Annotated in this window: 8 protein-coding genes; 4 read left to right on the top strand and 4 right to left on the bottom strand. The window is 47.8% G+C overall.

Features of this window, described 5'->3' with window-relative positions; genetic code table 11:
• Nucleotides 1-71 precede the first annotated feature (71 nt).
• Both QUA10_RS15910 and QUA10_RS15915 read left to right on the top strand, forming a co-directional pair.
• A complete protein-coding gene (locus QUA10_RS15910) occupies nt 72-1,277 on the top strand; it encodes a glycosyltransferase (protein WP_333083457.1) in 1,206 nt (401 codons plus the stop codon).
• Nucleotides 1,278-1,531: 254 nt separating this feature from the next.
• Nucleotides 1,532-2,767 (top strand): DUF4365 domain-containing protein, encoded by a 1,236-nt coding sequence (locus tag QUA10_RS15915; protein ID WP_333083458.1) that lies wholly within the window; start codon nt 1,532-1,534, stop codon nt 2,765-2,767.
• Between the two features lie 719 nt (nt 2,768-3,486).
• On the opposite strand, the gene QUA10_RS15920 is transcribed toward QUA10_RS15915, so the two are convergent.
• From QUA10_RS15920 to QUA10_RS15935, 4 genes are all read right to left on the bottom strand, one after another.
• Nucleotides 3,487-4,041 carry an NYN domain-containing protein gene (locus tag QUA10_RS15920; protein ID WP_333083459.1) on the bottom strand — a complete coding sequence of 185 codons (555 nt, stop codon included), beginning with the start codon at nt 4,039-4,041 and terminating at the stop codon, nt 3,487-3,489.
• Nucleotides 4,042-4,221: 180 nt separating this feature from the next.
• A complete protein-coding gene (gene murI / locus QUA10_RS15925; protein WP_333083460.1) occupies nt 4,222-5,082 on the bottom strand; it encodes a glutamate racemase in 861 nt (286 codons plus the stop codon).
• Nucleotides 5,083-5,210: 128 nt separating this feature from the next.
• Entirely contained in the window at nt 5,211-7,004 is a 1,794-nt protein-coding gene (locus tag QUA10_RS15930; protein WP_333083461.1) for an N-acetylmuramoyl-L-alanine amidase, read from the bottom strand.
• Between the two features lie 1,605 nt (nt 7,005-8,609).
• Complete coding sequence (locus QUA10_RS15935) at nt 8,610-9,632, bottom strand: alpha/beta fold hydrolase (RefSeq protein ID WP_333083463.1); 1,023 nt, start codon at nt 9,630-9,632, stop codon at nt 8,610-8,612.
• Between the two features lie 417 nt (nt 9,633-10,049).
• Between QUA10_RS15935 and infC the strand changes: the two genes are divergently transcribed.
• Complete coding sequence (infC, locus tag QUA10_RS15940; RefSeq protein ID WP_006635262.1) at nt 10,050-10,586, top strand: translation initiation factor IF-3; 537 nt, start codon at nt 10,050-10,052, stop codon at nt 10,584-10,586.
• 107 nt (nt 10,587-10,693) lie between these two features.
• Nucleotides 10,694-13,738: a HEAT repeat domain-containing protein gene (locus tag QUA10_RS15945; protein ID WP_333083464.1), complete on the top strand. Its 3,045-nt coding sequence runs from the start codon at nt 10,694-10,696 to the stop codon at nt 13,736-13,738.
• Nucleotides 13,739-13,822: the final 84 nt, after the last annotated feature.

Here is a 13,822-nt window from a genome sequence, read left to right on the forward strand (position 1 = left end):
GAGTTAACAAAGGTGCAATTAGATTAAATAAACTCAATGAACGCAACCAATTAAATTAAGGTACTAGAATTGTGGAAATTAATCAGCTACTCTTCCTATTGATAGATGTTGTGCTATTGGCGATCGCCCTGATCCTTCTAATTCCCGTTGCAGTTCTATTTCTAGAATGCAGTGCAGCTTTCTTCTCCGGCTTCGACCCCACAGCGGAAACTAAAGCACCCCGCCCCAAAGTAGCAGTTTTAATTCCCGCTTACAACGAAGCAGCAGGAATTGCCACCACCATCTCCACCATATTGCCGCAGCTAACACCTCAAGACCGCCTGTTAGTGATTGCAGACAACTGCACGGACGCCACGGCAGAAATCGCCCGTACCTGCGGTGCAAGTGCGATCGAGCGCCAAGACACACAACGCAAGGGCAAAGGATACGCACTGGATTTTGGCTTGCAGTCGATCGAATCCGACCCCCCCGAAGTAGTCATCATGGTTGACGCAGACTGCATTTGTCAGCCAGAATCTATAGAAAAATTAGCCCGGGTTGCATTTGCCGAACAAAGACCGGTGCAAGCAACTTATCTCATGGAACAGCCACCAAATCCTACTCCGAAAGATTCCATTTCTGCTTTAGCATTTCTTGTGAAAAACTTAGTCCGTCCCAGTGGATTAAAACAGTTAGGATTCCCATCATTACTAACAGGTACTGGCATGGCTTTTCCCTGGTCGATAATTCGATCGGTTTCCTTAGCTAGCAGCAATATTGTTGAAGATATGCAGATGAGTTTGGATTTGGCGATCGCCGGACACCCAACAGTATTCTGCCCGGAAGCCAAAGTCACCGGGTGTTTGCCACAGCAGCAGCAAGCAGCTAAAAGTCAAAGAACCAGATGGGAACACGGTCACATACAGACATTGTTAACTCAAACTCCCCGGCTGACAGCAGCTTCAGTCCAGCAAAAACGTTTTGACTTATTGGCGATCGCCCTCGACTTATCCGTCCCTCCCCTATCGCTTTTAGTCGCTATTTGGCTAGCCGCTTTTGCCGCCTCATTAATAGCAGCAATTTTGGGGACATCCCCAATTCCAGCCGTCTTGTTAGGACTACAAGGATTGCTGATTTTAGTTTCCATTGTCGGCGCATGGGCCAAATTCGGGAGGGCCGATATTTCTGGCTCAACTCTTTTATCTGTACCTTTTTACATCCTTTGGAAAATCCCTTTGTATCTGGGTTTTCTCCTCAAGCGGCAAACTAAATGGGTACGGACAGAACGCGATGTTTAGTATTCGGTAAGGTGCGTCAGCCAGATAGTTGAGTCAACTCAACTATCTAGTTTCTGAGGCACCTTACGACGCATAATATGTAATATAAGAAGTAACTTTTTTGAGTGCCACGACTCATGTTTTTGAGTGGGATGGTGCGCCGAACTTGATCCAGAAAAGGAGATTCCCACAGGGAGTAAGAAGGTTGACATAGATGATAAATTTGCGGTAGTTTTAGGTTAAACAAAGTATTATACCGGATCTGCGATACAATTATGAAAGCTAATTCAAACTCTCGTACTGAAAGAATTGGTGTTGCCGGAACAAACTTACTCTTTGAGAAATTAGGTTGGATCTTTCGTGAGCAACCTATAGAAGACTATGGTATCGATGCTCACGTTGAAGTAGTTGAGAGTAATACAGCAACAGGTAAATTAATTGCACTTCAGATCAAATCTGGGAAAAGTTGGTTTAAGGAGAAAACCACTGAAGGCTTTGTTTTTCGTGGCAAGACAGAGCATCTAGAATACTGGCAGGAACACTCATTACCTGTCATGGTTGTTTTATATGATGATGAGGAAGAAATTGCTTATTGGCAGGCAGTTAATAGTAGTAATGTCCAGAAGACCAATAAGGCATGGAAACTTATTATCCCTTTTGAACAGCAGATCAATATTCTATCGCTTAAAAAAATTCAAGAGTTTAGTAGAAAACTTACTGCAACTAATGGTTACACAATCCTTTCATTTCGGGATATTAGTCATGGTGGGGCAAAAAGATATTCTGCAAACATTCTTCTAAGCAAGGAATATGCAAAACCCGATATGATAGAAATTGTCAGAAAAATTACTGCTGAACTAAAATCTAGCGAATATTATAGAAACAACGAGGTAAAACTACACTGGAAAGGAAAAGAAGCTCAAGTAATTTGGCTATTCGTGTATCTTTCTCTAGATGATGTGAGTTCTGCAAACTGGATTTGTAGAACTGAGTGGATTAGTAAAAAATTATCTACCCAATTTTTCCCTACAAAGCTAGATGGTGAACAGATTGATGATGAAATTGTTATTGACTGGAACAAAAGCTATGGAGAGCTTGCGACTATTTTTGATTCGTTTAAAGTAACGAAGGAAGCCTATCTAGATTCTATGAATTGCATCTTGAGTAACACAAAACTTATTGTTGATAAAACGATCGAATTCACAGATATGTTCAATCGGAAGCAGCTAATTGAAGCTAATTATCTAGATCGTATGTCACAACTATATCCAGAGATAGAAAAGTTATATCTTCAGGTGGATCGTATCGGTTCAGCCCCAACTGAATGTAGTGATTTGAGTCAACGCTTTCAAGGCGTGATGGCTTTTGCACACAACATCGTCTTGCCTTTTTCTGAGAAAGGGCTAGAAACCTGGGAAAGAAGTAATAGAAACTATTTGGTAGGTCAAGCTATTAAGAATTATCAAAAAGAACTGCTTCGACTAGAATTTGAACTTGAGAAGATTCACTGATAATACAAAAAGACTTCGATTGCCAATAAATCCGTTGGTGGCGAAGCTAGCTAACAACCCGGTCTGAGCTGACTGCCGATAGATATTGGTGCTGTTGTAAAGGTTGTTTGCAGCCGCTCAATTGTTCGGTTGGGCTACATTTCACCGATGGTCATCTTGAGTCACAATACACAAATGGTTCAACAAATAAAAAAAAAAAATCTGAAGCTGGAAAATTCCAACTTCAGACTTTTACTAACTCCCCGGGTAGGATTTGAACCTACGACCAATCGGTTACACTTATCCCAACGTTTCCGAAGGGGGCGGACTATTTCATCATCCCTACAAATCATGTTTGTGATCTGTCGTCGGATGTCGGGCGCTATGAGATTTATTGGTTAGGCTCCTCATCTCTAGTCTCTGCACCTTTCCGGCTACTTGTGGTTTAAACCACGGCCTTTCGCCAGACTTGGCTCAAGATTGCCGCCACCCGAAGTGCTGCGGTTTCCTTGAATTCACCCGATTTTTCAGTACCCGTTACCGGATAGAGCTGCTATGTCACTAGGGCTTTTGGTTGATGCCAAAGGCTTGCATTCATTACAGCCGACCGCTCTGCCACTGAGCTACCGAGGATTGGGGGTTTTTGTTACCCACATTTACTAACAATAGCTGAACTTACTCGATTTGGCAAGGCCTTTGAGAAACTTTTTTTTTATCAGACAGCGAGCGGGTTTCAGCAGCTAATGCAGCCCCATTCTCAACTTGGCGAGGCGCTGCTGGGATTCTGGATCGAGGGAACTGGCGAGAAAGCGACTGGAATTGTGTTTGCGGGATTTGTGCTGGCGCTCGCTGCGGCGGGCGGTGGATTCTACGTCAGCCGCTAGTTGTTCGGCGGACATCCATTCGGCACCGTAGCCGACTACGGTCAATTGCTGCGCTCGGTCTGATGTGGCGACAATCATGCGGCCTTTGCCTTTGACCGATCGCAACTCGTAGCGCAAACTAGCACAAGATTTTTCAATATAGGTATCTGCTGTCTGACCGAAGTCAGTGTAGTGCACTGATAAATTTTTAGTAATAATTTCTTTAACGCCGGGAGTATCTCGATAGTGCGCGTCAAACACCAGCCTCGCCTCAAAATCTTGAACGGCGCTGTAGTTAACTAAAACCTCTATTAACTCGCGGCGAGCGGTTTCGAGTTCATCGCGATCGCGCTTCTCTCGGAGTCGAGGCCAAAGTCCAATTATGTTATAGCCGTCTACAAGTAAAACTGCTTGTGATACATAGGGTGACATGGTTCAAGGCTGAAGAGCTCCAGCACGTATAGGACATTATTTGCATTGTTCATCAAAGCTTTTGTTCAATAATATTACCTATTGATGTGTAATTGCTAGGTTACATCGCAATAATTAAACCCCCCAGACCCAGCTTTACCTGAGTTTTGGGGGGTTAGATTAACGGATAAATTTTCCGGATTATTCGGCAGATTCCAACGATACGGGCGATGGCTTACGCCCCGCTTCGCTACGTACAACTGTCGGCAGGGATATTTTCTCAACAGCAGGAGTGCAACCGAGCCACTGCACCGACAACTCCGCAAACTGCTGCGGGGGGCCGCTCACGCAAAAACGAGTCGGTAGCGCAGTACCAGCATTTCGCAGCCCCAAAAGCTCCAATTCTCTGGCGGCAGCAGCCACCACCCGTACCGCAGGATCGACCAACGTCACCCCAGCAGGCAAAAGCGAGCGCAGCACAGGAGCCAACAGCGGATAATGAGTGCAGCCGTAAATCAGCGTATCGATGCGCTGCTGAATCAAAGGAGCCAAATATTCCCGAGCCACCTCACAAGTATAAGGGTCGTGAATCCGGTTTTGCTCCACCAGCGGCACAAAAGCCGGACAGCTAACCTGCCACACCAGGCAAGAATCGTCCATCTCCAAAATCGCATTTCGATAAGCATTGCTAGCAGCCGTCGCAGGAGTTGCTATGACCCCGATCCGCTTGCCTTGCTGGACCGCCGCCTGCGCCCCCGGCAGAATTACTCCCAGCACCGGGATATCAAATTCAGCCTGCACCATCTCCATCGCCAAAGCAGAACTGGTGTTGCAAGCCATAATGACCATTTTCACATCCTGTTCCACCAACCAGGCCATAATTTCGCGGACAAACTCCACAATTTCTGACGGCGTGCGAGTGCCGTAAGGCAGCCTCGCCGTATCTCCAAAATAAAGTATCGATTCGTTGGGCAATTGTCGGTACAACTGGGTCAAAACAGTCAAACCGCCCACGCCGCTGTCAAAAATACCGATTCTTTGTTGTCCAGAGTCTGTTGTCATTTGTTAATAGTTAGTTATCTGTTGACAGTTGTCAGGAAAGCTGTTGTCAGTTGACACGAAAGCAGTTGGCAGTTGTCCGATGCCCGATGCCCGATGCCCACTGCCCACTGCCCGATGCCCACTGCCTATTATCTTTGTTGAAGATAAAACAAAATGCCGCGAGCGATCGAAGCCGCCATTTGACTGCGGTAAGCTGGGTCAGAAAGCCTAGCAGCATCCTCAGCACCCGTCACAAAACCAACCTCCAGCAAAACAGAAGGCATAGAAGTCTTTCTCAAAACATAAAATCTCGCCTGCCGCACCCGGCGGTCAGTCGCCCCCGTCCCCTCCAAAATACTGGCGTGAATCACCCTCGCCAAATCTTGGCCGTTATTGAAATAATAAGTCTCAATCCCGCTAATATCCGGCCGACTCATATTAATCGCATTAGCGTGAATGCTGACAAACAAAGTAGCATTCACCCGTTCCGCCAAAGAAACTCTGGGTTCCAGGTCGATTTCGCTGTCATCAGTCCGAGTCATCACCGCCTGCACCCCCTGCTGTTCCAGCAGCCTCGCCACCTGAAAAGAGATATCCAAAACAATCTCCTTCTCCTGAATGCCCTGAATCCCGACTGCCCCCGGATCGCGGCCACCATGACCAGGATCGATCGCTACTACCGCGCGGCGGTTAGAAGCTTGGGGCAAATCTTCGGTTCCGAAAGTCCTTCTCGGCAAAGGCTGCAAATTGGGAGTGCGAGTCAAAGGCTGCTGCGCGCTAGCATTCGAGCGCAACTGCAAAGACAGCAACTGCGGACTCGGCCTCGTCACCCTGCCTACCTCTACCCCCGATCGCGGCTGCACCCAAATCACCACAGTCTCCGAGTCTTCTTGGCTGGCTGTAAACGATACAGGACTGTTGGCATCGAGCTGAGGAATTTCCCCCGTTAGGACAGCAGAGGCAATCCTGATCCAGTAAGCTCTCGACCCCTGGTCCCAGCCGCTGGTATAGGAGACTTGGCGGTCAGTTCTCACCACCAGTTGCGTGCCGTTACTGGCTAAATCAATTGACTGAACTCTCGCTAAATTTCCTTGAGCTTGTCTAGCCGGAGGGTCTACAGTCACGCGGCGGGAAACCGAGGGCTGTCGTACTACACTTCCCGGCAATAGCACAACCCCGCCCAAATTGCTCACAGATGCCCGCCACTGAGTATTAGAATTCTTCATCCGCAAAGTCACGCGGGTAACGGGCGGGTCTGTTGGCAGTTGCCGGACTTCAATCTTGTCAACCCCGTGCTGACCGTTGGTTTGAGGCTGTTGGCTGCTTAGGCCCGGAGCTACACTAGCTCCTTCAATATCGAGGGTGGCGATGTCCCCAGCCCGACTTTGTTGAAAATTAATTTGGGGGCGACCGCCCGCAGTGCGGACTAAAAAACCGTCCGCCGTCGCCTGAACGTTCTGAACTACAGTCGCCTCAGCCGACTGGGCTTGGGATGCTGAAGGTTCAACCGATAACCTTTCTCCCCCTGGCTCGGAAATTGGATTTTGAGTTTCTCCCCGCACCGGCGTTGGCAAATCCACTGTCCACTCGCTCGGAGAAATGCCCCGGAATTTTACTTGCTGAGGGTCTATGGTAAACCCATCTCTGATCTCGACCACAATTCTGGTCGTATCGTTGTCAAACTGCCCTACCCGTACCGATTCGATCGCGCCTGAGAGCGGTTTGCTGACCGAGGGACGACCCAGACTCGTCCCCGGCAAGTCGATTACCAACCGCATCGGGTTAAAAATCAGTTGAGCCTTGGGTTGTACTCCCCCATCTGTTGTAATGTAAAGCCGGTTCTCTGAAGCATCAAACCGCCAAGATTGCAGTCTAGCTGCTTCGGCGGCTCCGGCGAGCAAAAATACACTTAAGAAACTCGGTAGTAGCCAGTGGAATTTCACGACAGTTTTTTCCTCGTTTGCGTTACTGCCAAAAGCTGGAAGGGCGCTGCTTGCCCTCAGAGGCTTTCAGCAGTTAGCCGCCAGCAGACCGGGGGCACGGGAGCCCTCAGTTGTTGGCTAAATTGACTTTTTTATGCGTTAACAGGCTCCCAAATGCCAGATACGGGCATTTTTGAACTTTCCCGTATAGTTGGGGGCGATCGGTTATAAGCAGACTGAAAGATTGTTGGCACAAGGGAAGGTATTTATTTTTAGGAGCAAGAAACAAGGTGTTTCTTGAAGCTAGAAGGTACAAGTTAGAAGGTACAAGTTAGAAGGTAGAATTTTACCTTTCTTCCAGGGAGGGGTTTCATAGCTCTTTAATGTTGGCGAAGCTCGTTACAGCAAGGGTTATAATCCGCTTTACACTTGCGTTTTGTTCTAACTTTTCCTAAACTACCTCAATAACTTAACAACTTACCTCGGTAACAATCCGGATTTCCAAGATTGAGGTAACTTTTCAAGGTCACCAAATGTTAGTCCCTGACAAACTGACATATTCTTTGGAAAAAGCTTTTTTGCTACTTTTTTGCTAAGAGATTGACAGTTAAATACAACTACATATCGCCCCTGCTCTCTTTTTTTCTGGATTTTTTTAATCAGTGGTTTTCGGTGCTGCTTGACACTTAGTCGGGCGCTCGTAATCGCGCCCGCCAATTTTACACTATGATAGCTAGTCCATGTTTTCAGCAGTAACGGGAGAGTTTTGTGTGTTACTTGGGTCGGCAATGCTTTGTACTTTCGACTCTTTTTGAGTGAACGATCGACACCCAGAGCATTAGTTGGTTGACCTAAGAAAAAGTTTTGACCGTAGATATAATAGTTATCGCAGTTGTAAAGTTTGTTGGACAGCAAAGACAATCGATCGGCTTCTGGGTAAAACCTGTAATTTGGTTTAATGACTTGCCTTTCGACTAACTGCATAACTTGGATGTGTACTACCAGTTAGAGAAGATACACTATCTTGGTGATTGTGTCAATCTCTGACCGAAAGCATCCAGGATACAAGCCCTCGGATTCATTCCTTCGCAGACTCAGGACCCAGAAATAAAAAACCTGTATCCGATAAAGAAGCCCTCGAATTGATCCGTGAGGTCAATGCTTCAATTCTAAAATCTAAAATCTAAAATCTAAAATCTAAAATCGATTGACCTTCTAAAAAAATGGCAATCAATAACAGTAGATACATGACATCACAGAAAGACGGGGACTTACTTTCCTGCAGGAGTCGTCCACAGCAAACAAGTGGTTTAGGTTAGCTCAAGCCTGTAGATAGCCGCTGGGGAGTCAATCTCGAAGATCAAATCGACTGACTCTCAAGATAGGGAAGTTTTGTACTATAGCAACTGCCGTGACGGTGAGGACGTTCTTAATTTCTGAAACCTAAGCGGTCGATTGCGCCTTCTTGCAGGACTTCTTTTTACCCGCTTTGCTTCGCCCCTAGAGCTTTCAACATCTGCTATACAATACCACCGATGCGATCGAGTTCTAGCAAATTTATTTTTGAGCGGGATCGATACCTGCAAGTTATTTTTTTCCCTTAGTAATCCATGGCCCCATGTCTAATCAACAGTGCTGCAATTCGCTCTCGCCCATAGGTGCAAAATTCCGGCTCATCCAGTTCAAAATTGCTTGATTTACTTGTTCCGGGCATTCATCCTGGGGACAGTGGCCCGCATTGTCTAATTCAACTAGCTCTACATAATTGGGATTGCATTCGACAAATTGATGGGGTCGGGCGAACCGAGGGGGAATCATCCGGTCTTGTTTGCCCCAAATTAACAGCATGGGAATTGTTAAATTTCGCATCACAATCTTGACGCTGGGGCAAAATTGTGAACTCCCTACAGCTTTAAATAAAGCGCAGAAGGCGCGGGCGGCTCCCCGATCGCCTGCTGGCCCTGCTAGAATTTCCACTAATTCGTCGGTAACAGCTTCGGGGTTGGAGTAGGCAAAGCCAACCCAGCGACGGACAAAGGAAGGCTTGCGGGCCAAATAAAACAGAGGCCTGAGTACGATCGGAGAAACAAACAAACTTTCAACCGTTTCGATCACCGGAAGCAGCCATCCGGGCACCGCTTCGGCTCGCACAGAGGGGTCTGGGAGGCTAATCATCACCGTGCCGGCTACCATGTCCGGGTGAGCCGCGGCTACGGCCAGACAAATTAGCGAGCCGATCGAGTTTCCTGCCAATATTACTGGCTCTCTGATAAAAGTTAGCCAAAAATCATAAACTTGATCGACCCACAAAGACACAGAGTAGTCGATGGGAGCTTTTTGGGAAGCGCCAAACCCTAACAAATCCAAGGCGTAAACGGTTTGGTTTTCGGCGAGTTGGGCGAGATTTTGTCGCCAGTGACCGATCGAAGCTCCAAACCCGTGCAGTAAAATAATCGGCGTTCCCGATGCGCGCGGGGCTATTGGTTCGGCCGCATAATCTTGAAATTCCAGCGCGCCTTGATTTCGTAGCCTATCGGGCCGCAAATAAGTGTAGCGAGTTTGCCACCCCCGCCACATCCAGTCTCGTTGAGTTCCCACCCGTTGGTGCCACACCAGAGAATTTGTCAATTTTGCCTCAACTCGCAACATAAATTTACACTTGCTTATACCTATTCTACAAGGCAAATCAGGCGACTTGGGGGACTTGTCCGACCCGGCGAGATGGGCTAGGAAAAGCGACTTTACCTCATCCTTAAGCTTTTACCCTGAATTTTTGACGGTTTTGTCATCAATCGGGCAAGGGGGCGGGCGATCGTGTGTGAAGTTAAAATAAAACTAAGCAGAAACTCAGCCAGACTGAGTAGAATAGCAAGTATTGTAAGAATTCATTTACGATCGTCCAAATATTCCCCAAGGCTTTAGCGGAGGGGACACAGGGCGCGGTAGTACGTCCGGTAAGGGTAACACCTTATAAAACAGTTCGATCGTCAATCGTGAAAAATTGACCGATCAAACCTGTAACTATCAAGAAGCTTCGCTATTAAACTACTGCTTGTAAAACCATTCATGCCTGTGATTGAAAGAAGACAAAATCGCAACCTACCCCAGATCAACGAAAATATTCGATACCCCAAAATCCGGGTAATCGATACCGACGGCGCGCAACTAGGGATATTGACGCCTGCAGAAGCGCTGCGCCTGGCAGAAGAAAAAGAACTCGATCTCGTACTTGTCAGCGACAAAGCTGACCCGCCCGTATGCCGGGTAATGGACTATGGGAAGTACAAATTCGAGCAGGAAAAGAAAGCGCGAGAAGCAAAGCGGAAGCAGCACACTGCCGATGTTAAAGAAGTGAAGATGCGCTACAAAATTGAAGAACACGACTACCAAGTGCGCCTCAAACTAGCAGACCGCTTTATCAAATCTGGGGACAAAGTAAAAGCCACGATCATGTTCAGAGGTCGGGAAATCCAACACAGCAACCTAGCAGAGGACTTGCTTAAGCGCATGGCTACAGATTTGCAGGAAATCGCAGAAGTGCAGCAAGCGCCGAAAAAAGAAGGACGCAGTATGATGATGCTGCTGTCGCCGAAAAAAGTATAAATAGATAGTCATTAGTGAGCAGTCATCAGTCATAAACTGGTGACTGATAGCTGATGACTTCCGAAGTTAGTCAGGAATAAGCTACCACACAGGGAAATCAACGCTGCATGGAAAATTTTCAAATCAGCGGTTCGGCGGGAGTAAGACAAGGAGTGCTACGATCGCTCAACCTGCGATCGGAAGAAGTAGAGCGAACCGTACTGATGTTCCTCGTCTACACTCTAACCTCCGTGGGGCTGATCTGGCTGGAACTCAGCACAGTAGGTCTGTTTTTAGACGAGTACGGTGCCGACAAAATGCCTTTTATCTACATAGCCAGCGCCTTTATCGGTTCTGGCTTGGGATTTGTCTACTCGTGGCTGCAAAAAATCCTGCCGCTGAGGCGCACCGTCGTAGTGGTTCTGGGCATGATGTCGGTACCGCTATTTTTGTTTCGATTCGGAATAGGCTACGAAAATACTAAGATAGCTGGCATCAGCATCGCTTTTATTACTATTTTTTTGATGTGGCTGTGGGTGGAAGCTTGCTATGTCCTCAATGACCTTAATACTTCTATCACTTCCAACCAACTGTTTAATATTAGAGAAATCAAGCGCACCTATCCGCTAGTCAGTAGCGGCTATCTAGTAGCTGGAGTAGTCAGCGGATTTTCTCTGCCTGTTTTGCTGTACGTAGTCGGACTCAAAAACGTTACCCTCATATCGGGGCTGATGGTGGCGACAGGCTCGGTGTTGCTCTACTACCTCACGGAAAAATACAGCCAAGCATTCCCGGAAACTGCTCACTGGACGGATGACGACGAAGACGACGACCAAGAAGAATTTACCGCCCGCAAAGTTACAGGCCCACTTCAAAAATACGCCGTACCTCTAGTCAGTTTCTTCATCCTCGCAGAAGTCGTCTACGTGCTGGTAGATTTCCAATTCTACAGCCAGCTAGAATACCAAAACCCGGGGGACGGAGCTAGCTGGATCGCTAGCTTCCTGGGCATTTATGAAGGCATACAAGGCCTGTTTCAAGTGGCGACTCAGTGGTTCGCTTCGAGCCGGTTGGTGGAAAGAATCGGTGTATTCGTGACGGCGATGATTTTGCCGGCGGGCATCGCTATACTAGGGGTGCTGACCATAGGAGCATCTCTGGGCCAGCTAGTATCTGTGTTTATCGGGCTAATATTGCTGAGATTTTTAGACGAACTGCTGCACTACACGCTTTTGGAAACCGTTAGCCCGGTTTTATTTCAACCGATTCCCGACAATATTCGATCGGGCATTCAAACTCTGGTCAACGGTGTGGGCGAACCTTTGTCCTGCGGAGCTACAGGAGTAGGCATCCTGATTATGCTGTGGGTGACAGGCAAGATACTCCCCCAGCAAGACGAAAATGTATTTCACGACCAGCAAAGCTTGATATTTATTGGCGTGATCGTCATATTGGCACTGTTGTGGGTGTTTGTCGTATGGTTGATCCGCTCTCAATACGTGGGTTTGTTGGTCAAAAGTGCGGAGCGGGGGCGCTTGGGAGTCACAGACGTTGACCTCAAAGCTCTCAAACGCGCAGTGGTGGAAACTCTACAAAAGCCGGGGGGCGAAGATGAAAAGCGCTCTTGCATAGAACTCCTGACGCAAATTGACCCCAAAAATGTCGGAGAAGTTCTGGCTCCCCTCCTCGATTCGCTGTCCCCAGGTTTGCAGCGCCAGAGCTTGGAAACGATGCTGCAACACCCGAACCCCGCATATTTAGAATCAGTCCGCGCACTCTCGCAGCAATCCTTGCCGCCGGAGGTTCTGGCCTTGGCTTTGCGCTACATCTGGCTGACGGAAGCTGAACCGAATATTGAGAGCTTGAGGCCTTACTTGCAGCCGACGGTTGATCCGGTGGTGCGGGGGACGGCGGCTGCTTTAATTATGAGAAGGGGCGATCGCCAGCAAAAGGCAGAGGCTACTAATACGCTGCGGCAAATGCTGACACACAAGCAAGAGCGGGAACGTGTTATGGGGACGCGGGCTCTGGGAGAAGCTGATTATTTGCAAGGACTGCGGCTGCATATTCCCAATCTGTTGCAAGATGAATCTCTGCGAGTGCGCTGCGCTCTGTTAGACGTGATTTCGTCTACTCATTCGGAAGAATATTATCCTTCGCTGCTGCGCGGACTTGGTTACAAATCGACTAGGGAAGCGGCTTTGCAAGCTATAGTCAAACTTCACAACGACGCCATTCCTTTGCTCGTGTATTTGGCTGAGGATATCCATAAGTCGGATTTGGTCAGGTTGCAAGCTTGGACTGCTCTGGGTCAAATTGGGACTCCGGAGGCGATAGACATTTTGGTCAGCAATTTGATGACTGCTTGGGGAACGACGAGGCGCAATATCCTCCGCATCCTGTTGAAAATGCCTTCGGAAGCTGGGATAGAAGGGGTTCTAGACCGCATCGGCCGTAGCGGCTTGGAAACTCTTATCGAACAGGAGTTAATGTTTATCGGTCAAATTTATGCAGGTCTGGTAGATTTGTCTGGGGTAACAAGCTACGGCAATTTCTCACAGCGAGAGGCCAACAGCGCTCGGAAACCTGGGAACGATACGGCTCAATTGTTGCAGCGGGCTCTGGCTGGGTTGGAAGCTGATGCTAGGGAGCGGTGTTTTTTGCTGATGAAGTTTCTTTATCCGCTGGACACGGTACAAGCCGCTGCTTTCAACATCGCTTCTGGCCAACCTTCTTTGGTTGCTAGGGGATTGGAAATTCTCGATAATACTGTGGATATAGCTAGGAAGCGATCGCTCATCAATTTGTTAGACCAACACTCGGAAAGAGAAAAATTGAGCAACCTCTCGGAATTGATGGTTTACAAACCTCTAGCCCCTAGCGATCGTTTGCGCCGCTTGCTAGAATTGCGCCATTTCCTTTCGGATTGGGCCTTGGCCTGCTGCTTTCACTTGGCGAGAGAAGCGCGCTGGAGTCTTACGGCTCAACAAACTCTCGTCTGTCTGCAGCACCCGACGGGTTTTGTCCGCGAAGCAGTGTTAGCCTATTTGAAAATAGCCTCGCCCCGGGCTTTGGTCGAATTGTTGCCCAGGCTGCAAAATGACCCCGATAATTTGGTATCGGCTCAAGTTGAAGAGATGATGGCAGAGTTGGGTGCTGGGGGAAAAAGGTAAAGAAGGAAGAAGGAAGAAGGAAGAAGGAAGAAGGAAGAAGGAAGAAGGAAGAGGGAAGAGGAAATAAAAATAAACTATGCCCAA

It is taken from the genome of Microcoleus sp. Pol8_D6, assembly GCF_036700965.1.
Lineage (GTDB): Bacteria > Cyanobacteriota > Cyanobacteriia > Cyanobacteriales > Microcoleaceae > Microcoleus.

Coding starts and splice junctions, on each gene's coding strand:
- QUA10_RS15915 (WP_333083458.1), top strand. CDS start 1,532: ATGAAAGCTAATTCAAACTCTCGTACTGAAAGAATTGGTGTTGCCGGA.
- QUA10_RS15920 (WP_333083459.1), bottom strand. CDS start 4,041: ATGTCACCCTATGTATCACAAGCAGTTTTACTTGTAGACGGCTATAAC.
- murI (WP_333083460.1), bottom strand. CDS start 5,082: ATGACAACAGACTCTGGACAACAAAGAATCGGTATTTTTGACAGCGGC.
- QUA10_RS15935 (WP_333083463.1), bottom strand. CDS start 9,632: ATGTTGCGAGTTGAGGCAAAATTGACAAATTCTCTGGTGTGGCACCAA.
- infC (WP_006635262.1), top strand. CDS start 10,050: ATGCCTGTGATTGAAAGAAGACAAAATCGCAACCTACCCCAGATCAAC.
- QUA10_RS15945 (WP_333083464.1), top strand. CDS start 10,694: ATGGAAAATTTTCAAATCAGCGGTTCGGCGGGAGTAAGACAAGGAGTG.